This window comes from Vibrio navarrensis, assembly GCF_015767675.1.
Classification (GTDB): Bacteria; Pseudomonadota; Gammaproteobacteria; order Enterobacterales; family Vibrionaceae; genus Vibrio.
On sequence record NZ_CP065217.1, the window covers coordinates 1,332,836 to 1,354,318 of the forward strand.

The following is a 21,483-nucleotide window of genomic DNA, read 5'->3' on the forward strand; positions in this document are numbered from 1 at the left end:
ATTACAGCACTTGTGTAAGAGCTTTACACAGAGGGCCCATGTTCTCTTTGGTCATACCCGCTACGCTGATACGGCCAGAGCCGACGATGTAAATGGCAAATTCTTCTTTTAGGCGCGCTACTTGCTCTTTGTTTAGACCAGAGAAAGAGAACATGCCGTTTTGGCGTTCAATAAAGCTGAAATCGGCATCAACGCCTTCCGCTTTAAGCGTCGTCACGAACAGCTCACGCATCTCTTGAATGCGGTCACGCATTTCTGCCACTTCCGCTTCCCACTCAGCACGTAACGCGGCATCACTTAGAATGTACGTAACCACGGCGCTACCGTGCGCAGGTGGGTTAGAGTAGATAGAACGGATGATGGCTTTCACTTGAGAGAAGGCCGTTTCCGCAACGTCTTGGTTTTCAGCCACTAGGGTAAACGCACCCACACGCTCGTTGTACAGGCCAAAGTTCTTTGAGAAGGAACTGGCAACGAGGATCTCTTTGTTGTACTTAGCAAAAGTACGCAGACCTTGTGCATCTTCCTCGACACCTTTAGCAAAGCCTTGATAAGCGAAATCGAACATCGGCAGCAGGCCTTTTTCAGCCACCAGTTTCGCCAGTACCTCCCACTCTTGTTCGGTTGGGTCGATACCTGTCGGGTTATGGCAGCATCCGTGAAGCAGCACCACATCACCAGCGCTGGCTTTTTCTAGATCCGCGACCATGGCAGCAAAGTCTTTGTCTTTAGTTTGCGCGTTGTAGTAGCTGTATTCCGTTGTTTCAAGGCCAGCGGCTTTAAACACACCGTGGTGGTTTGCCCAAGTTGGGTTGCTGATCCAGATCTTTACGTCGCCCAGTTGGCGTTTGATGAACTCGCCAGCCACACGCAATGCACCCGTACCACCCGGCGCTTGGGCGGTTTTAGCACGTAGAGAAGCGAGGATGTCTGAATTCTCACCGAAAAGTAGTTTCTGAACCGCTAGAGCGTATTCCGCGGTGCCTTCGATAGTCAGGTAAGACTTGGTTTTCTCGGTTTCAACTAAAGCAGCTTCTGCTTTTTTCACCGTTGCAAGAACAGGGGTTTCACCTTGTTCATTCTTATAAATACCAACACCAAGGTTAATTTTCCCCTGACGAGGGTCTTTTTTGAACTCTTCAGTCAGGCCAAGGATCGGGTCAGCCGGGGCGGCAACTACTTTTTCAAACATAATCTTCATCCATGTTAAATCGAAGGGGTAGGTCTGTTTATGTTTCAGTGCTAAGGCGCAGAAGTCAATGAAACATAATCAGACCCGCTCGTTTATCTGGAAACGCGTATGTCTGCGAGCATCTGGCAAAGTAGCAGCGAATGCTGACGAATAAGATTGGAGCAGACGGTGTATATTTATACCTTTCTGCCAGATCAGTGACAACACCTAGTGGTAGGAAAAGTTAAAATAATTTTGATTTGATCGCGAAGTGTCAATGAATTGCGAATTTTCATAATAAAACACCTTGGAAACAGCGACTTTCCAAGGTGTAAAAAGCAAACGACTGGTCTTATCAGTCTTGACCATCTTTGTAGCGCGCCGCAATCGCGCAGAAATCTTGCTCTACGGCAAGAAAAGCGTCGACAACCTGCGGGTCAAAATGTTTTCCTCGTCCTTCGAGGATAATTTCTCGCGCTTTTTCATGGCTAAATGCCGGTTTGTAAACCCGTTTGGAGATAAGTGCGTCATAAACATCAGCCAGTGCCATCAAACGTCCAGAGAGCGGGATCGCTGCACCGGAGAGTTGATTCGGGTACCCGGAACCATCCCATTTTTCATGGTGGGTGAGGGATATTTCCTTGGCGATTCGCAGAAAAGAGCTCGAACCCATACGTTTTTCAGCGATAGAGAGCGCATCTGCGCCGATCTGCGGGTGGCCTTTCATGATGGCAAACTCTTCATCGGTGAGCTTCCCGGGTTTGAGTAGCACGCTATCAGGAATGCCCACTTTACCCACATCGTGTAACGGGGCGGATTTATATAACAGATCGATGTAATTGGGCGTAAGTAGCGATTGGTGTTGTGGGCTTTGTGCCAAAAAGGTGGCGAGTGCTCGCACATATTCTTGGGTGCGAATGATGTGCGCGCCTGTTTCGTTGTCCCGAGACTCAGCAAGTGCGGCTAGGCTGACGATGGCAACGTCGCGGGTGGTTTGCACTTCATCCTGCGCCGATTTTAAGCTGTCGAGCATTGTATTGGTGAGCGAGGCCATGGCACCCAGTTCGTTGTGCTCAAAAACCGGCAAGCGCTGGCTGATGTCGCCTTGCGTCACGAGTTGCAACTTACGCTCTTGGCTCAGTAGGACTTTTTTCATCAATTTGCTCCAAAGGAGCAAAATCGCAACGACATAGCCGCCAAGGACTAAGGCAAGATAGATAAACTCTTTGATAATACTGAGTTTTCCGCTGCCATTGAGCAATCGTTCTGGGTTATGCTCTAGCCAGAAAATATCTTTGACGGCCACCATGGTCAGCATGGCGGTTAATGCGCCGATTAAAATAATCATCATTACAATCAACTGTTTAACAATGGATTGTCGTTGTCCGGTCAGTTCCAACGGGTAGGTATTATCAGACGATAAAGTGTCGAATTGTTTGGTTTTAGATTCTAATTGCAATAAAAGGCCAGTAAAAAAGCCAAACAGCGTCATACCGAACAACACCTTTAAATTGCTATCAATGGTGAAGTCGTAAGCGATGTTGTAGTAAAGGGCTAGTGGCAGGCTGCCTGAGAAAAACAATAGGGTATCAAGTTGGACCTGTTGCTGCTGGGTAACAAGTCGATGTTGAGCAAAAACAAAGTGGCGAATTACGGCCAATAACAGAAAAATTAGTGACACCTGTATCAGAATTTCCAGAGGTGAGAGCGTAGCTAGCATAGGGCATACTCTGCCACCATAGGTACCAAAGAGCACGGCTGCAAGTAAATAGAGCTTGAGCGTTAGAGACGCATTGTAATCAGACATAGTATGAGCCTTTTTCCAGATTTGAATGTGTCGATAGACGTCCAAATCACAGGTGAGTATGAAGCGTATGCAAAGCTAAATTTTAAACCGAGTTGTTTCAACTCTTTGTTATCAATTGAAGTAATAAGTGTAGCCAATCAAGATCATGTTGCTTATTTCATTCTAAAAGGCTGAATATTTTATTGTTCCATTATCAAAATGGATAGGATTTTATGCGTCATAAACAGGCCTGATTTAGGACGCAATCTCTTGCAGTACGCATCAATGCTGATGGGAAGAAGATTTTTACCAAATATGCAACAGCAATACTATATTTGTGGGAGGATTTGAGAGCCACTCAAGAATGATGCTCAAGCATGCTAAGGAAATAGTATGAAGATTAGAACTAAAATGGCACTGGGTTTTAGCTTGTCTGCAATATTGATTGCGGTGGCAGGTATCTACAGTATCAATAACATTCTTAAGCTAACTGATGAGATAAATTACGTTGTTGGTCCTGCCTGGGATACCGCTGATGGTGCAATGGAGGGAAGCATTGAAATCGAAGCAGAAATGCTGGCAGTTGGGCGCTATCTAGAAAGAACAAACACTCAGGCGTTAGATGACATAAAAAAACACGCGGTTGCGGCGGATGAAGCGTTGGCCCGCATGAAAGCAGCAGGTTTATTGGCAGATAGTGATGCGCACAGTTTAAACGAAATGTTATCGGCGTACCGCGTTAAGCGAGAGCAGTTAATTGAACATTATTCCCAATATCGCAGTGATAAGCGCCAATACGACCACCTCACTTCAAGGCTCGTCGATTTGAGTGAAGAGATGGAGGAAATGGGGGATGGTGCCATGGAAAGTTTGCAATCGGACCCGACGCGAAAGCTGTTATGGAAAGGGGATCTGGAGGAGCTTTGGAAAGCTGCTGATGGCGGTATGGAATCGAGTATTGGATTGCTGTGGAAACTGTATAAAGTTCAGTTGTTTATTGAAAATGAAGGTGGTAACGACATAGTTTTACAAATTGAGCAGGCGAAGCAGTTTCAATTAGAAGCTAATCGGAATATGTTCTCGACGCCTTACTTTGATCATCCTGTGGAAAACGATCCGCAGAAGCGCACGTATCAGCAGGTTTACCAGTTGCTGAACAGTGAGCATAACCAATCGGTGGATGTCTTACTAACGAGCTATGTTTCCTATCGAAACGCATTTCACGACTATCAAAATGCGGCGCAGGGTTTGATTGAACTCGTTTCTGATATTGAGGCGTTTGCTGACAGTACGGTTGAAAATGAAGTGTCAGGTATTGCTTCGTTAACTCATACGGCTTATTCAAAGACGTTAATACTTGTGGTGTTTTCATTTATCACATTGTTTGCAATAGCAATCTATTTGACTAAGCAAGTTACCTCCTCTACCACTCGTCTTCATCAACGAATTGATCGTTTGACTCATGGTGATGGGGACCTAACTCAGCGTCTAACACTTAACACAAGAGACGAGTTTGAAGATATGGCTTTGAGTATCAACAGCTTACTCGACGTATGGCAAGGCCTTATCCAAAATACCGACCGTTCTATAGATTCAGTTTCTGCGACGATTGCGCGTTTACAGCAAGGTGCAAAGTCGGCAGCTGATATCTATCGAGAACAACATGCCGGTACTCAACGTGTTATCGATTCAGTTAACCACCTGTTTGACATAGGTGCGGAGGCTAATAAACACGCACAAGTATCAGCCGCATCCGTGGAGCTGATCAGCGAGAATTCTACTTCTGTTTTAAGCAAAATTAATCAGACAGAACAAATGGTCAATGACTTAACAGACAAGGTCGTTTCGGGAAGTGATGTAATTCGATTTGTTCGTGAAGATGTTGAGAATATTGAAGAAACTTTAATTGAAATAAGTGGGATCGCTGAACAGACCAATTTATTGGCATTGAATGCGGCAATTGAAGCCGCTCGAGCCGGTGAGCAAGGGCGAGGTTTTGCTGTGGTGGCTGATGAGGTCCGTAATCTTGCGACAAGAACACAAGTTAGCACAAGTGTGATTCGAGAAAGGATAGCTAAGTTACAAGAGAGCGCGTCTCAGGCGGTTAAAGTCATGGAAAGCTCAAAAAGTCTTAGCGAGACAACGTTGAACACGACCCAAAGTTCATTGCTAAGTTTACGATCGGTTGCTGAAGAAATTGAGAAATTGAGAACGGTTAACGTGACGATGGCAGAGCAGATGTTGCAGCAGACTCAGATGGCGGACAGTATTTCAAGCAGTATCCAAACCATTGAATCCACGTCACAGGCGTCAGGACGGATTCTGGATGAGAACAGAACAATTGCTAGTGAGCTGGATCAATTGCAGAGAGAATTATCAGCAACAATTAAACGTTTTAAAGTGTAAGTATTGAAAACAGAAAGTAAACGCCAAGCCGGAGCTCGCGTTTACTTTCTGGTGGCCAAAAGCTCACTTCCACCAAGCGAGTACTATTTTTTCAAGTCAAACTCAGATTCGATTGCGTTGGTTTCTATCTCTGGGTTCTCAGCCAATTTTTTGCTCGCCCAATCATTGACTTGCTTTACAATGGCTTTGAGCGCGTGTGTTTTGGTCGCTTGAACACCGCTCTCTATTTCCAGCTTCTGTTTAGGGTGAGATCCTGTCGCATCTTCTGCAATATGCAGCCAATCTGGATGCCAGTAGTACGGCTGACCTGAAGGCGTGCTCCAGCTATGAACACCATTCGATTCGCCTTTGTATTGGATATCATCTGCGTTATATTTCTTCATGTTTTCCATCTCTTTGTTAAGGGACAGCTGTGCTTGCTGTCACGCAAATCTCAGTAAATGTAACAAAAGGATATAAAAATAACGTGAAGCTCATCTCGTTATTTTTAGGCTAGGTGACGTTAAACCTGCGTAGGTCTCAATTCAGCATTTTTCCCTCTCGATTTTGCGTCAGCTATGGAAAAATCACGCCTTATTCGCCAATGGGGCAACGTTTTAGCACAAATCTACCTGAGGAAATTATGAGTCGTTACCGCCAACTTGCGGAGCTATTTAAAACACAGATCCAACAGAAAACGTGGAGAGCGGGGGAGAAACTGCCCTCAGTGCGGGCGACCAGCCGCAGCCACGCTGTTAGTCCTGGTACGGTATTGCAAGCTTACCAGTTGCTTGAGTCGCAGGGGTGGATCAGTGCCAAACCGCAATCGGGCTATTTTGTCACGCCGGACTTAGCGCGTTTTGCCGATACGAGAGCGACTAGTCCTGCCATACGACAATCGATTGACGACGAACTGTATGATTTCCTCAAGCACCAAAGTAATAAAGCCGCGGTGCCGTTGGGTTCGGCCTTTCCTGACCCGAGCTTGTTTCCACTCGCGGCACTAAATCGCAACTTGGCCAGTTCCGGGCGCAAGATGTCGGTAGATTTGCTGGCCGACAACCTGCCGCCCGGTTGTGAATCGTTGCGTAGGTTGATTGCGCAGCGCTACATACAGCAAGGAATGGACATCTCACACGACGACATTGTGATCACCTCTGGCGCGTTGGAAGCACTCAATCTCAGCCTTCAGGCCGTGGTCAATAAAGGGGATTATGTGGTGATTGAAACGCCGACGTTCTATGGCGCGCTGCAAGCGGTTGAGCGTTTAGGGCTAAATGCGATTGAAGTGCCAGTTGATGCCACTTCAGGGCTCTGTCTACGCCGCCTTGAAGAAGCCTTTTCCAATCAACCAGTTCGCGCGTGTTGGCTGATGACCAGTTTTCATAACCCGACAGGAACCACACTGAGTGCGGATAAAAAGCAAGCGGTCATGGATTTGGCGAACCGCTACGACGTGGTGGTGATTGAAGATGATGTTTACGCGGAACTCGCATTTGCCATGCCAAGGCCGCTGCCTTTAAAAGCGTATGATCGGCAAGATCGTGTTTTGCTCTGTGGCTCGTTTTCCAAATGTCTATGCCCGGGTTATCGTATCGGTTGGGTGGTGAATCAAACCTACCACGAGCGCATTCAAAAATTGCAACTGGTGTCAACCTTGTCGGGCAGTGCGCCTGTACAACTTGGTGTTGCGCACTATTTGCAGCGCGACAGTTATGAAAGCCACCTGAGAACACTACGTAAAAGTTTATCAGCGCGTCAGCAGAAAATGGTTGATGCCATCAAGGTCTCCTTTCCACCAGAGGTCAGTTTTTTTGTCCCTCAAGGCGGCTATTGTCTATGGCTAAAGTTACCCGATGGGGTTAATAGCCTTGAGGTCTACCAAAAGCTACTCGAAACTGGAGTGACTTCCGCTTACGGTGGATTGTTTGCTCGTGATGATCGCCACGACAACTATTTAAGGCTAAATAGCTCATTTTCCGAGCGTGATGACTTTATTCCAGTAATGGAAAAAATGGCGCAGGTGATTCGCTCTCTTCTAAGAACTGTTTAGCGATTTTCAAGTGGAACTGTACCAGAGTGATGGCCGCTTTTTGTGTTTCAATGGAGGCACAAACTGAGGAGGTAATCATGGCAAAACAGGCTGTGAAAGATGAAGTGAGATTGATCGGTATCGCCATTTTCAGTGCTTTGCTGTTAGTGTTTGCGCATTTGATCTTAGCGAAATCCTTCACTCAATTGGTATGGACAGAGTACACCGCGGCGGTAATTCCATTTGTGCTGCTTGCTCTGTGTGTGGTGGGCGTAAGGTATGCACAACGAGCAGATCAAAATGGCTAGCCATGAAAAAGGCCTCCAAATTTGGAGGCCTTTGTGTATTAAGCTTCTGTTTAAATTAGAAGTTTGCAGAGCGTGGTGTACGTGGGAATGGGATCACATCACGCACGTTGCCCATACCCGTTACGTAAGAAACCAGACGCTCGAAGCCTAAACCAAAGCCTGCGTGTGGCACGGTGCCGTAACGGCGCAGGTCACGGTACCAACTCATGTGTTCAGGGTCGATACCCATTTCCACCATACGTGAGTCTAGGACGTCTAAACGCTCTTCACGCTGAGAACCACCGATGATTTCGCCAATGCCAGGGGCAAGAACGTCCATCGCTGCCACGGTTTTACCATCGTCGTTGAGACGCATGTAGAACGCTTTGATGTCTTTCGGGTAGTTCTTCACGATCACTGGCGCTTTGAAGTGTTCTTCTGCAAGGAAACGCTCATGCTCAGAAGACATGTCGATGCCCCATTCCACTGGGAACTCAAACTCACGACCAGAATCCAAGAGGATTTGGATCGCATCTGTGTAGTCCACTTGTGCAAAATCAGAAGTGACAAACTGCTCTAGGCGAGTGATGGCATCTTTGTCGATACGGCTGGCGAAAAATTCAAGATCGTCACGACGCTCTTCAAGTACTGCCGCAAAGACATACTTCAGCATGTCTTCAGCCAGTTTCGCGATGTCGTTGAGATCAGCGAACGCCACTTCAGGTTCAACCATCCAGAATTCTGCAAGGTGACGGCTGGTGTTTGAGTTTTCTGCACGGAACGTTGGGCCAAATGTGTAGATCTTGCTCAGAGCGCAAGCATAGGCTTCGCCGTTAAGTTGGCCTGATACGGTTAGGAAAGTCTCCTTACCGAAGAAATCTTCGTTAAAGTCGACATCGCCGTTTTCTTTGCGCGGCAGGTTAGCCAGATCCAGAGTGGAAACACGGAACATTTCACCCGCACCTTCTGCGTCGGATGCGGTGATCAATGGGGCTGACAGCCAGTAGTAGCCTTGTTCATGGTAGAAACGATGGATAGCCTGAGACAGCGTATGGCGAACACGAGCGACCGCACCGATGACGTTGGTACGTGGGCGCAGGTGAGCCACTTCACGCAGGTACTCAATTGAGTGACGAGTTTTCGCCATTGGGTAAGTGTCAGCATCTTCAACCCAGCCAACCACTTTCACTTCTGTAGCCGCCAGCTCAAACGCTTGGCCAGACGCTGGGGACTCAACAACCTTACCCGTTACTTCAACAGAGCAGCCCGTGGTGAGCTTGAGTACTTCATCGTTGTAATTATTCAGATTATTTGGGACCACGGCCTGAATCGGGTCGAAACAAGAGCCGTCGTAGATGGCAAGAAAAGAGATTCCAGCTTTGGAATCACGACGTGTACGGATCCAGCCGCGTACAGTGACTTCACTGTCTACTGCCAGCTTACCGCTTAATACGTCTTTTACAGGCGCGTAAGTCATGTTTTAAATAATCTCCATTGAGGTAAACATTCAACCCAATGTTTTGCTTAGTTGTTCAAAGATTAAGCGAAACATTGGGTTGGGTAGAATTTTACAGATTCAACGAAACATATTACCTGTCAAATCGTCAGCATCAACCTTTAATGTTCATTCCAACAAAGAAATTAGCTATTTTGCTCTGACTTTGCTCTCTGTTAAGGAGAATTGGTTGAGCAGAAGCTCTAAACGCTCAGACAGTTGCTCAAGTTCGATACTGATGTTTCTTGTTTCAGTCGCCGATCGCGAGGTGTCGTCTGCGTGTCTAGCGATGGTATCGACCGTCGTCTGCACCGACATGCAACTTGCGCCTGCCGATTCAGTTTGCATTTGGATATGTTTGGCGTGTTCGAGCACTTGGTGCATCTCTTCCACCATGTTGCGGATGGTATCGGACAGTGCTTCGACTTCCAATGAGCGTTGATGCGCATGCTCCGACACTTTCGCCACCGCTTGCAGCGATTCAGAGCTGCCTTGTTGGAAGTTGGTGATAATCGCGCCGATGTTGCCAGTGGCTTCAGAAGTGCGAGAGGCGAGATTACGCACCTCATCGGCCACCACCGCGAATCCACGCCCTTGCTCACCCGCACGCGCCGCTTCAATCGCCGCGTTGAGTGCCAGCAAGTTGGTTTGATCAGCAATGCCGTGAATGACGCTCAAAATAGAAGACACTTCATCGGTTTGCGCGTTGAGTTGGGTGATGCGATCGCGCACTTTATCAATATCACCCACCAAGTTCTTAATATCTTCACTGGCGTTGTGCGCTAATGACGCACTGTTGCTCGCGACATCCACAGTGTGGTTGACCAGTTTGGTCGTGTTGACGGTCGCTTGTTCGACTTCCGATTGCTGCTGCTGAACGCCTTCAATCGCCGATTGTACAGCGGTGGTTTCGCGTTGCTGGTTGTTAACCGCATCGTCGGTGGTCTGCGCGACCCGCGTCAAGCGGTTGGCTGAGTCAGCTAACGAATGGGAGGTCTCTTGGACTTTATGCAGACTGTCTGTGACGGTTTCCATGAAGGAGTTAATTGATGTGGCCAGCAAGCCCACTTCATCGTTTTGTTTGGTGTCTAGTCGCTGTGAGAGATCTTTGCTTTCACTGACTTTGGTCATAAATTGAGAGGTGAATTGAATAGGGCGCACTATGATGCGTCGGATAAGGCTCATGGTAATCAAAAAGCCGACGAAAGCGATCGAAGACATAATTGCCATAGCAAAAAGCGCTTGCTTGTTAATCAACGAATTAACATGGCTTAAGTTGTATTCCAACCGGATTGCACCTAACACCTCACCTTCCGGTGCCATGTGACAGGCAACGCAGTTGGTACCTCGATAGTTTTCACTGGATTTCATCGGCAGCGCCACCACAATGCCTTGTCCCCAACTGGCTTCAATCGGCTCTATCACCAATTCGCCCGCCAAAGCCCGCGCATCAATCTCATCGGTGGGCTTCTCATTGGCGTTTCCCGGCCCATACAGCTTGCTGACGGCGTCTGAGCGCAGCACTTTGACTTGCTCTATGCCTTCTTGTGCCAAGGCTTTTTGCCGTAACGTCTCTTTTTGTGCCATGGTGCCTGTCAGCATCATCATGTTGAGGCTGTCAAAATAGTTACTGGCTTTATCGTGCAGTTGTTCGCTCAAGACAGAATTTATCAGCAGTTTCTGCTGATAGTATTGATACAGAGTAGACACAGCAAGTACGCAGCTAAAAACCGTAATTAGAGCTATCAGAAGTTTAAACGTAATGGTTGAGCGCATAGGTTTTAATTATGTATGGATAAGACTCTGTTAGTTTAGAAGGGATTAGAAAATGTCGCGAATGTGAGATTGTACGAATGTGATGCCATACAAAGTGTGGTTATTGTAAATGTGATGTGAATGCTTTATTGGCTGTGTGTGTTATTTGACACTATGTGAGCACCATAGCATTTTGTTGGAACAATAGCTTATTACTGCTTTAACCAAACTCAGCGGTATGTCTTGTCTGATAGGCAAGAAATCCTTAGTATTGCGTCTCTTTTGAAAGCCCGAGAATTACGATGAGAACCGAATTGTACAAAGAATTCATGTTTGAAGCTGCCCATCACCTTCCGCATGTTCCAGAAGGTCATAAATGTGGTCGTTTGCATGGCCATTCATTCTTAGTTCGCTTGTATGTGGAAGGTGAAGTGGATCCGCATACAGGTTGGGTGGTTGACTTTGCTGAGATCAAAGCGGCATTTAAACCCATTTATGAGCGCTTGGATCACTACTACTTAAACGACATTGAAGGGTTGGAAAACCCGACCAGCGAAGTGTTGGCAAAATGGATTTGGCAGCAGCTCAAACCATCTCTACCACTGCTGAGTAAAGTCGAGATTAAAGAAACCTGTACCGCAGGTTGTATCTACTCAGAATAGTTAGAAAGCGTTGATAGAAAAGGCCTAGCGATTTGCTAGGCCTTTTTATCAATTCACTCAGAGCTTACTGCTAGCAGACAGTGTTGATATTTCAAGTTAATGAAGTTTAAGTACTTTTGGGTAATGGCGTGTGCCTATTTAAGCCAAAAGCCCTGAAACGTCGAGAAACTCTACTCCTTGGTGAGATCCGCGCCGCCCAAACTTTGGTAGAGCGTGGCGAGATTGACCAATTGGTTGTAACGGTTTTCCAGCACGGAAGCCTTAGCGCTGCGCTCGTTCTCTTGAGCATCGAGTAGCGTCGCGATATCAATCGCCCCATATTGGTATTGGCTGCGATAAATTCGCGCCACTTCGGCGGCATTGTCATACTGACTTTGCAACTTTTCGGCTTGGAAATAGTAATTCTCTTTTGCCGAGAGCGCATTTTCCACGTCAGCGAATGCCGCATACAAGGTTTGACGATACGCAATGATCGCGGCTTGATACTTCACGTCTGCAATGTCTCGGTTGAGCTGCATCTCATTCCAGTTGAGAAACGGTAAAGTCAGGTCGGCCCCAAGCGTACCAAGCGGATCGCTTAGCAACTTACGCAGTTCCGTCGAAGAACCACCCAAAGCGCCCGTCAAGGTCAACGCAGGAAAGTAGCTGTTGTCACTGTAATCTTTTGTTGCGAGGGCGGACTTAAGCTCTAGCAGCGCTTGTTTTACATCGGGGCGACGGGCGAGCACATCGGCTGGCACGCCAGCAGCGATCTCGGGCAGGGCAGACTCAGGTAACGCGGGGATCTGCCCTGCCAGATCCTGTGGCGGCTGGTCGAACAACAGGCTGAAAGCATTGACGGACTCGCTTCGTTGCTGCAAATAGTTGCGATGGGTCGCTTCTAAACCCGCTAAAGTTCGTCTGGCTTCCAGCACATGAATTTTGGACACAGAGCCGTGACGATACTGACTTTCACTTAGCGCAAGCGTTTCTTGTGCATCCTGAATGTCATGGCTGCTAAGTACCACTCGCTGATTCAAATAGCCAATCTGCCAATAAAGCTGAGCGGTGGTCGCAACTAGGCTTTGCGCCGTTGCTTCTTGCTCCTCTTGTGTCGCCAGCGCGGTCCACATCGCGGCATCTTCCGCCGCCGCCAGTTTGCCCCACAAGTCCAGCTCATAACTCACGCCCAGTTTGGCTTGGTAGCTTGCCGAACTGTCTCCGCCTTCAAGGGATTGACTGCGACTGGCCGCAAGGTTGGCTGATAAGTCGGGGTGAGTGTCACTTACCGCCAGCCCGGCTTGTAACCTTGCTTGTTTCAGCGTCAAAGTGGCCAAGGCTAAATCATTGTTGCTAGCGAGTACTTTCTCTACCCACTGTTCGAGCTGCGGATCTTGAAAACGCTGCCACCAATGGCTTACAAGTACGCTAGATGGCTGAGAGTAAGTTTGCCACTGCTCAGGGATGTGCAGATTTTGTTCTGGCAAGGTTGAACGAGAAGCGCAGCCACCGAGCAACAGCAGAGAAAGCGCCAAAGTGCAATAACGTGGATTCATCATCATTTACTCCCGTGCCAAGGCATCGATTGGGTTGAGCTGCGCGGCATTTTTTGCTGGTAAATAGCCAAACAGAACGCCAATGAGGGTGGAACAGGCAAACGCAGAAATAATCGACGCTGCGGAATAAATCATGCTGAAACTGCTGCCGAAGGTAGCAAACAGCACACCGATCAAATACGCCACGCCAATACCAATCGCACCGCCGCATAAACAGACTAAAACCGCTTCAATCAAAAATTGACGTAGAATGTCGCTTTGCCTCGCGCCAACCGCCATCCGTACGCCAATTTCGCGGGTACGCTCGGTGACAGAAACCAGCATGATGTTCATGACGCCAATTCCGCCGACAATCAGCGAAATCACCGCGATGGCTGAGATGAGCAGCGTCATAGTCGCTGTGGTTTTCTGAATGTTTTGCGCAATGGTGTCGGTGTTAATGGTAAAGAAGTCCTGGGTGCCGTGACGCATTTTAAGTAAGGCGATAATCGCCTGTTCAGCGGCATCGCTTGGGGTGTTATCGTTGACACGCACGGAAATGCGGTCGAGATAATTCTTACCAACCATGCGCGCGCTAACGGTGGTGTAGGGCAGCCAAATGTTAAGAGAATCGCTGTTGCCAAAGGCACTCTCTTTCGCTTTTGTGACGCCAATAATGCGGATAGGCAAATTGCCAGCGAAGATCACTTCACCAACTGGGTTTTGATTGGCAAACAGCGATTTCAGCGTGTTGCTGTCAATCACCGCCTCTTGCGCCATCGTGGTGACACTGGACTTATCCCAAAATTGGCCTCGGCTGAGCTCATAGCCTCGCACGCGAAAATAGTCTGGCCCGACGCCTTGCACCGATGCGGTGAAGGATTGATTGCCATACTTCAGAGTGACAGAGGTATTGAGCGACGGAGTGACACTGTCAACAAAAGACAACTGACTTAAGGCATCAGCATCGGCGGCGGTGAGGGTGCGCACTCGCCCAGAGCGACGATCGCCAAAACCCTTGCCGGGTATCACATCGATGGTATTGGTACCCATGGAGGAGATGCTATCGAGGATCGACTTTTGCGAGCCGTTGCCAAGTGCGACCACAGAGACCACAGACGCAATGCCAATGATGATGCCGAGCATAGTGAGAAATGTGCGTAGACGGTGGTTCGACATCGCCAGCAGCGCCATTTTTAATGCTTCCCAAATATCGTCAAATAGCCTGCGGCTGCGAGCAAGTGCCGTTGCGTTCTCTGCTTGCGCCAGTGTGTCTTGATTTTGGCTGATTTGTTGTTTTTTGGTGACGTTGTCACTCAAGATCTCACCGTCTTTGATCTCGATGATGCGATCAGCGTGCTCAGCCACTTGCATGTCGTGGGTGACAAGGATAATGGTGTGGCCGAGATGATGCAGTTCTTGTAAAAGCCGCATCATTTCTTCGCCACTTTTACTGTCTAATGCACCTGTCGGCTCATCAGCGAGGATCACATCGCCGCCGTTGATTAAAGCGCGGGCGACGGAAACTCGTTGCTGCTGGCCGCCGCTGAGCTGGTTGGGCTTGTGATCTAGCCGATCAGATAAGCCAAGGCGACTTAACAGTGCCGCAGCACGCTCTTGACGAGCGTTTTTGTCATAGCCAGCGTAAATGGCAGGGATTTCAACATTACCAAGTGCGGTGAGATCGCCGAGCAGATGATAGCGCTGGAAGATAAAGCCAAAGTATTCGCGGCGCAGCCGGGCAAGTTCATCGCTGCCGAGCAACGACGTATTTTGTCCATTGATCCAATATTCGCCTTCGCTGGCTTGGTCAAGGCAACCCAAAATGTTCATTAAGGTCGACTTTCCTGAGCCGGAAGCGCCCACAATGGCGACCATCTCGCCGCGCTCAATGCACAGGTTGATGTTGTTGAGTACCGTCAGGGTCTCCTCTCCGGCGGCAAAACGGCGATAGACGTTGCGAATTTGCAGTAATGGCTGTGACATCAGAAGCGTATCCCCTGTGGTCCCATGCGACGACCTGATGAGGTCGCGCTTTGCCCTGGCATGCCGAGAATCACTTGTTCGCCTTCCTCTAAGCCTGAGGTAATTTGTGCGTTGACTTTGTTGTTGATGCCGACAGTGACATCACGCAGAACCTCTTTGCCATTTTCCAAAACGGGCACTTGGTAACGATCCTTGGCTCCGGGTTGTCGAATCAATACTTGCGAGGGGACCAACAAAGCATCGTTGGCTTGGTCCAGCACCACCGATACTTGCGCTGTCATACCAATACGCAGAACGCGATCCGGGTTGTCAACCTCAAATAGGCCGTGATAGTAGATGGCTTCATCGTTGCTGACTGACAGGTCTTTATCGTCGCCATCCATTAGCGTAGGGCCCGGTTCAATCGCACGCAAAGTGCCGTGATAGCGCTTGTTCGGTTTGCCTAGAATGGTGAAATAGACGGGTAATCCGGGGTGGACATTGACCACATCGGCTTCGGAAATCTGTGCTTTGATGGTCATGTTGTCCAGCTTTGCCAGCTCAATAATGGTTGGCGTGGTTTGGTTGGCATTGACCGTTTGTCCCTCTTCCACCGCGCTATAAACAACGGTGCCGTCAAATGGGGCGCGAATGGTGGTGTAACCTAAATCCAGTTTGGCGTTATCGACGCTAATTTTGGCGCGTTCCAGTTCGGCTTTCAGTTGCTCCAGCTCTGCTTTATAAATGGTTAACGACGCTTCGGCGCTTTCGTAATCCGAGCGTGAACTGGCGTTGTCTGCCAGCATGCCTTTTTGCCGATTGTACTCAGCTTGGGCTTGATGGATTTGTGCCTGTTTGGCGCGTATTTGTGCATTGAGGCTGTTTAGTGCTGCATTGGCTTCTTTAAGGCTGTTTTGCTGAGTCAGGCTGTCTATCTGCGCGACCAGATCATCCTGTTTCAGTTCGTCTCCTAACTGGACGGCGAGCTTTTCGATCTGCCCGGAAACTTGCGCGCCGACAGCGACCAACTTGGACGCTTGCAGCATGCCAGTTGCCAGCACCGTTTGTTCTATGTTGCCGCGACGGACGGTTTCGGTAGCAAAGCTCAAAGGTGCTTGTTGCGGATAAAAAAAGTAGCCGACCGTGCTGGCGAGCAGGATGATTGCCAGAAATATCAGCAGTTTTTTCTTGAGGGTGGCTTTTGACATGGGCTTGTTTATCAACGTTGAGGTAGAAAAATCGTGAGCTCTATTTATAAGCTGATCACAAATTGAAACAAGCCGTTAGCAGGTAAAACTAAGTAAAGAAAAGTAAAGCAGAAACAAAAAGCCCGACGTTTTCACATCGGGCTCGCTCATTTTAAGAGGCTTAATTAGCAGATCACTTTGATCGCTAAACCGCCTTGTGAGGTCTCACGGTATTTCGCGTTCATGTCTTTACCGGTTTCCAACATAGTTTCGATAACCTTGTCCAGAGAAACACGGGGTGCAGATGAACGGCGCAAAGCCATGCGAGTCGAGTTGATCGATTTGACCGCAGCAATGCCGTTACGCTCGATACAAGGAACCTGGACTTGACCTGCGACTGGGTCACAGGTGAGGCCAAGGTTGTGCTCCATGGCAATTTCAGCGGCCATACAGACTTGCTCAGGGCTACCGCCCATCAGCTCAGCAAGGCCAGCTGCCGCCATCGAACAAGCGACGCCGACTTCACCCTGACAGCCAACTTCGGCACCAGAGATCGAAGCGTTACGCTTGTACAGACCGCCAATTGCGCCAGACGCAGCGAAGTAGCGAATATAATCCTTCTCCGTCACGGTTTGGATAAACTTGTCGTAGTAAGCCAAAACCGCCGGGATGATACCGCACGCGCCGTTGGTTGGCGCGGTGACGACACGGCCACCCGCCGCATTCTCTTCGTTCACGGCAAAGGCGTACATGTTGACCCAGTCAACCACCGCCATTGGATCGTTGGAGGTTTTTTCAGAGGTCAGCAGTTGTTGACGCAGCGCCGCCGCACGGCGTGGCACGCGCAGTGGTCCAGGCAAAATGCCTTCGGTATTCATGCCGCGCTCCATACACTCGCGCATCGTGCGCCAGATGTTGGCGAAGTAGGTGCGTGTCTCTTCATCAGAGTGAAGGGCGTGTTCGTTTTTCATCACCAGAGCGCTAATCGACAGGCCGCTCTCTTTACACTGATTGACCAACTCTTCTGCGCTGGTAAACGGGTAAGGGACTTTGATCGAGCTTTGGCTGTCTTTACCAAAGTTCTCCTCGTCAACGATGAAACCACCACCGATCGAGTAGTAGGTTTTCGAGTAGACTTTTTCATCGTCAATCCAAGCGTGGATCTGCATGCCATTTTCATGCAGCGCGAGGTTAGTGCGATGGAAGTTCATGCCGCCTTCACGAGGGAAGGAGACGGTATGACAGTGCATACCAACAGGCAGGCGTTCAGTTTCTTCTACACGAGCGATAAAGCCCGCAATGGCGTCGATATCCACTTTCTCAGGGGTATTGCCAGCAAGCCCCATGATAATAGCGATGTCGGTGTGGTGACCTTTCCCTGTCAGTGATAATGATCCATAGACGTCAACGGTGATTTTAGTGATGTCGCGCAATTTTCCCATTGAGCGTAGGTCATCAATAAACTCTTTACCCGCCTTCATTGGTCCAACTGTGTGTGAGCTGGATGGACCAACGCCGATCTTGTAGATATCAAATACACTAATCATTTTGATTACCTCAAAAGTAAGCCTCCCGAGGGAGTGGGAGGCTTGGTCTTATGGTTATTTTTGTCTCTTTATTCTCATCGTAATTCTGATCGTAGTAACGTGAGATTAAAGCGCGCCGTAGATTACAGAAGTAATAGACGCAAGACCACAGATAACTGTAAAAATCTGTACAGGCGCTGAAGTTTTGAACTTCGCCATTGCAGGCACCTTCTGCATTGCAAACACTGGCATCAAGAACAGGATAGCGGCAATCATTGGCGCGCCCATAGTTTCAATCATACCAAGGATGCTTGGGTTAACCATCGCGACAATCCAAGTGGTGATCACGATGAACACAAGAGAAGCTTTTTCAATCTTGCTGATTGATGCGTTTGAACGAGATTTGAACAGACCAACCAAACCTTCATGCGCACCGAGGAAGTGGCCGAAGTAGCTAGAGGTGATCGCTGCAAACGCCACTAGTGGACCCAAGTAAGAGATCAGCGGAGACTCGTGCACGTTTGCTAGGTAAGAAAGCACCGAAATGTTTTGCTCTTTCGCTGACGCCAGTTGCTCAGGAGACATAGAAAGTACCACTGAGAAAACGAAGAACATCACAAAGCCCATCAGCATCATCGCCGCGCCGCCAGTGATAGAGTCGGTTTTCTTCACCGCTTCGTCACCAAACTGTTTGCGCTGCTCTTTAGAAAATTGAGAAATGATCGGGCTGTGGTTGAACGAGAACACGATGATTGGAATCGCTAGCCAAACCACGGTCGGCATCGCTGACCAATCCGGTGCCACTTCCACCATGGAGGTGTTCCACTCTGGGATCAGATAGAAAGAGAGTGCCAGCAGAACAAAAACCAGCGGATAAACCATCGCGGAAGTCGCTTTGAGCATCAGCTCTTTGCCAAATACCACGCCAGCGGTCATCGCTAGGATTAACGCACCAGATAGCAGTGGACGTGGAATAGAAGCCATGCCCATTTGGTTGACGAGGAAAGAATCCACTGTGTTAGTGATACCAACACCGTAAATTAGAACAATTGGGTAGATAGCGAAAAAGTAGGCAAAAGTAATAAGGTTTGCGCCAGTCTTACCGAAATGCTCTTCTACAGTGTCTGTAATGTCTGCTTCAGGGTTCTTAGAGGAAAGGACGAAACGCGCCAACGATTTGTGCGCGAACCAAGTCATTGGTGCGGCGATCAGCGCCAACATAACCAATGGCCAGAAGCCGCCTGCGCCTGCTTTAATTGGCAGGAACAGCACACCAGCGCCGACAGCGGTACCAAAAAGTGATAGGCACCAGGTGAAATCTTGGTAAGTAAACTTACTAGACGATTGTACGGCAGAAGCCGTATTAGAGGTTGTATTCATTTGTAATACTCATTTTTGGGAACAGGAAATAAGTCGGGTGCAATTTTGCAATTTTTTCTTGCAAGAAAAGTAGATCTAAATCATGTATTGGTTGGGCTTATTGAATGATATGTCAAAAACCGGTTTTTTATCACGAAAATGATGTGCTACACCTGATTATTGCTAATGCAATCGATTAGAAAAAGTTATTCGAAGGGCGGTTTGTATAAATTTTTCTCACGTTAAACGTTTGCTTTATTTTTTCATGAGATAAATTAAGGCAACAAGATTAGCTGAAGTAATTTCGGCTAGCTTAATTTCACCAGTTGCTGCTGCATGGCGTGAATGATTTGCGCCGTCATTCCCCAGATGAAATGATGCTGGTAGGGAATGGCGAACACGCGATGATGCGACTGATTGACTCGAAATTTGGCGCTTCTCAACTGCTGGCGATCAAGAAGATGGCGCACAGGCACTTCAAACACCTCCTCGACCTCGTTTCTGTCGATGCGCGTTTGGTAATCAGCGGCGACAAAAGCCAAGATTGGGGTCACTTTATAGCGGCTAACCGTTACCAGTTCGGGCATCTGGCCGAATACGGAGATCTGTGATGGTGTAATGCCCACCTCTTCAAATGTCTCTCTGAGCGCGGTTGCCACTAACGACGAATCGTCGGGTTCAAATTTCCCGCCGGGAAAGCTGATTTGCCCTGGGTGATGTTTGAGGTGCGAAGCGCGTTTAGTGAGGATCACATTCAGCCCATGGCTACGCTCGACAAAACCGACCAATACCGCGGCTTTTCTCAGCTGAGTGGGATTGAGATGGGCCATGCGGCCCAAGCTTTCGGCATGGTAACCAACCGGAAGGTGCAACTGAAACTTTTGCAGTAGTGTGTCTCTATTTAGCTCAAGCAAAGTCGCACCTCGTGGCAATCGTTCGATGAAAAGTTGGCGGAAGTTACTCTAATATTGGCAGTATTTTTCCAAGTTTGTCGAGTGTCTCCTGATATTCCGCCTCACATTGGCTGTCTGCCACCACGCCGCCGCCCGCCCATGCGTACAATTTGCCTTGCTCGGCCACTAAAGTGCGAATGGTGATGCTGGTATCCATGTGCCCATGACGGCTGAGATAGCCAATGCTGCCGCAATAGGCACTGCGACGATGCGGCTCCAGTTCCTCGATGATCTCCATAGCACGAATTTTGGGCGCGCCAGTGATGGAACCGCCGGGGAAACAGGCACGCAGTAAATCGGCGGCCGTGTAGGGCGAATTGAGCTTGGCGCGGATCGTGCTCACTAAATGATGCACCGCAGGAAAGCTCTCAATGTCAAAGAGCTTAGGCACATGCACGCTGCCAGGTTGCGCCACTCGGCCGATGTCGTTGCGCAGAAGATCGACAATCATCAGGTTCTCTGCCTGATCTTTTTCTGCGCTGGCGAGCTCCTGTGCGGCTAGTTTATCTTGCGTTGCATCGAGGCTGCGCGGACGAGTACCTTTGATCGGTTTGGTCTCAATCACATTCTCTTTTAGCTGCAAAAAGCGCTCAGGAGAGACACTTAGGATTGCGGCATGCTGCAAACGAATAAACGCAGAAAAGGGCGCCTGGTTGCTCTTTTCCAGTTTTTGATAAGCCTGCCACTCACTGCCTTGATACTCGGCGCAAAAACGTTGTGCGAGATTGATCTGGTAGCAATCGCCACTGAGCAAGTACTGTTGTACTTGCTCAAACTTGGAGCGGTACTGCTCACGGCTCATATTGGAGAGCCATGCAGAGCGCAAGGCAAACGGCGTTTGCTTTGCTGCGCTTTGTTCATTGAGCCATTGCCAAGCGGCCTGCGGATTGACACCAACCAGTTGAGCCGTTTGAGTTTGATGATCCACCACCAGCGCCCAAGAGTAGAGACCAACCGCCATGTCGGGGGCGGTGATATCTTGGCTGGCCAGTGTCGGCATCTGCTCAATGCGCCGACCAAGATCATAGCTAAAATAGCCAAGCGCTCCGCCGACAAACGGCAAGTCTGCGTCAAAGCTCAGCGCAGGTAATAACTTATTTTGGTAGCGGTCCAGCAGTGCAAAGGGATCGTCTTCATAGTAGCGAGTTTCGCCACCAATGCGGACGACGGTTTGTGGCCCTTCGGTCTGCAACGTGGCCAGCGGATTGGCGACCAAAATATCAAAGCGGCTATCCATGTGCGTCTTGGACGCAGAACGCAATAGCATCGCCCAAGGGAGATGTTGAATCGGCGAAAATAATGACTGAGCTAGATCGGATTGATAGCTTAATGCTTTGACCGCAATGGTATTGATATCGCTGTTGTTCATTTGTTTAATTTGTGACAAAGAGTTTGATTGCTGCATA

16 protein-coding genes are annotated in these 21,483 nt (G+C 48.7%); 4 read left to right on the forward strand and 12 right to left on the reverse strand.

Translation table 11 applies throughout. From position 1 onward, the window contains the following. Window position 1: 1 nt before the first annotated feature. Window positions 2–1,192 carry an amino acid aminotransferase gene (locus tag I3X05_RS06025; RefSeq protein ID WP_193157391.1) on the reverse strand — a complete coding sequence of 397 codons (1,191 nt, stop codon included), beginning with the start codon at window positions 1,190–1,192 and terminating at the stop codon, window positions 2–4. Between the two features lie 334 nt (window positions 1,193–1,526). Then, window positions 1,527–2,978, reverse strand: coding sequence for an HD-GYP domain-containing protein (locus I3X05_RS06030; protein ID WP_045571459.1), 1,452 nt, complete (start codon window positions 2,976–2,978; stop codon window positions 1,527–1,529). A 372-nt stretch (window positions 2,979–3,350) separates the two neighbouring features. On the opposite strand from I3X05_RS06030, the gene I3X05_RS06035 reads away from it, so the two are divergent. Further along, on the forward strand, window positions 3,351–5,363 hold the full coding sequence (locus I3X05_RS06035; protein WP_202933177.1) for a methyl-accepting chemotaxis protein: 2,013 nt from the start codon (window positions 3,351–3,353) through the stop codon (window positions 5,361–5,363). Window positions 5,364–5,446: 83 nt separating this feature from the next. Here I3X05_RS06035 and I3X05_RS06040 read toward each other — a convergent pair whose 3' ends face one another. Next, a complete protein-coding gene (locus I3X05_RS06040) occupies window positions 5,447–5,746 on the reverse strand; it encodes a hypothetical protein (RefSeq protein ID WP_045571461.1) in 300 nt (99 codons plus the stop codon). Between the two features lie 239 nt (window positions 5,747–5,985). Here I3X05_RS06040 and I3X05_RS06045 point away from each other — a divergent pair, with 239 nt between their 5' ends. Continuing rightward, on the forward strand, window positions 5,986–7,395 hold the full coding sequence (locus I3X05_RS06045) for a PLP-dependent aminotransferase family protein (protein ID WP_337971011.1): 1,410 nt from the start codon (window positions 5,986–5,988) through the stop codon (window positions 7,393–7,395). A 77-nt stretch (window positions 7,396–7,472) separates the two neighbouring features. Then, window positions 7,473–7,682: a hypothetical protein gene (locus I3X05_RS06050; protein WP_045571462.1), complete on the forward strand. Its 210-nt coding sequence runs from the start codon at window positions 7,473–7,475 to the stop codon at window positions 7,680–7,682. 55 nt (window positions 7,683–7,737) lie between these two features. Here the strand turns inward: I3X05_RS06050 and asnS are convergent, their stop codons facing one another. Both asnS and I3X05_RS06060 read right to left on the reverse strand, forming a co-directional pair. Next, entirely contained in the window at window positions 7,738–9,138 is a 1,401-nt protein-coding gene (gene asnS / locus I3X05_RS06055; RefSeq protein ID WP_193185539.1) for an asparagine--tRNA ligase, read from the reverse strand. Between the two features lie 168 nt (window positions 9,139–9,306). Beyond that, window positions 9,307–10,932, reverse strand: a complete 1,626-nt coding sequence (locus I3X05_RS06060; RefSeq protein ID WP_045571464.1) for a methyl-accepting chemotaxis protein — start codon at window positions 10,930–10,932, stop codon at window positions 9,307–9,309. Window positions 10,933–11,213: 281 nt separating this feature from the next. Here I3X05_RS06060 and queD point away from each other — a divergent pair, with 281 nt between their 5' ends. Further along, entirely contained in the window at window positions 11,214–11,573 is a 360-nt protein-coding gene (queD, locus tag I3X05_RS06065; RefSeq protein WP_045571465.1) for a 6-carboxytetrahydropterin synthase QueD, read from the forward strand. Window positions 11,574–11,743: 170 nt separating this feature from the next. Here the strand turns inward: queD and I3X05_RS06070 are convergent, their stop codons facing one another. The 7 genes from I3X05_RS06070 to pabB all read right to left on the reverse strand — a co-directional run bounded on the left by I3X05_RS06070 (window position 11,744) and on the right by pabB (window position 21,482). Beyond that, window positions 11,744–13,114 (reverse strand): efflux transporter outer membrane subunit, encoded by a 1,371-nt coding sequence (locus I3X05_RS06070; RefSeq protein WP_413470391.1) that lies wholly within the window; start codon window positions 13,112–13,114, stop codon window positions 11,744–11,746. Continuing rightward, entirely contained in the window at window positions 13,115–15,073 is a 1,959-nt protein-coding gene (locus tag I3X05_RS06075) for a MacB family efflux pump subunit (protein ID WP_045571466.1), read from the reverse strand. Next, window positions 15,073–16,260, reverse strand: coding sequence for an efflux RND transporter periplasmic adaptor subunit (locus tag I3X05_RS06080; RefSeq protein WP_045571467.1), 1,188 nt, complete (start codon window positions 16,258–16,260; stop codon window positions 15,073–15,075). Before I3X05_RS06080 ends, I3X05_RS06075 begins: the two co-directional genes overlap by 1 nt. Window positions 16,261–16,424: 164 nt before the next feature. Further along, window positions 16,425–17,786: an L-serine ammonia-lyase gene (locus I3X05_RS06085; protein WP_193157392.1), complete on the reverse strand. Its 1,362-nt coding sequence runs from the start codon at window positions 17,784–17,786 to the stop codon at window positions 16,425–16,427. Window positions 17,787–17,891: 105 nt separating this feature from the next. Beyond that, the gene (locus I3X05_RS06090; protein ID WP_045571469.1) at window positions 17,892–19,145 is read right to left on the reverse strand and encodes an aromatic amino acid transport family protein; all 1,254 of its coding nucleotides are present in this window, start codon (window positions 19,143–19,145) and stop codon (window positions 17,892–17,894) included. Window positions 19,146–19,432: 287 nt separating this feature from the next. Continuing rightward, the gene (locus tag I3X05_RS06095; RefSeq protein ID WP_045571470.1) at window positions 19,433–20,056 is read right to left on the reverse strand and encodes a CoA pyrophosphatase; all 624 of its coding nucleotides are present in this window, start codon (window positions 20,054–20,056) and stop codon (window positions 19,433–19,435) included. A gap of 25 nt (window positions 20,057–20,081) precedes the next feature. Beyond that, entirely contained in the window at window positions 20,082–21,482 is a 1,401-nt protein-coding gene (gene pabB, locus I3X05_RS06100) for an aminodeoxychorismate synthase component 1 (RefSeq protein ID WP_045571471.1), read from the reverse strand. Window position 21,483: the final 1 nt, after the last annotated feature.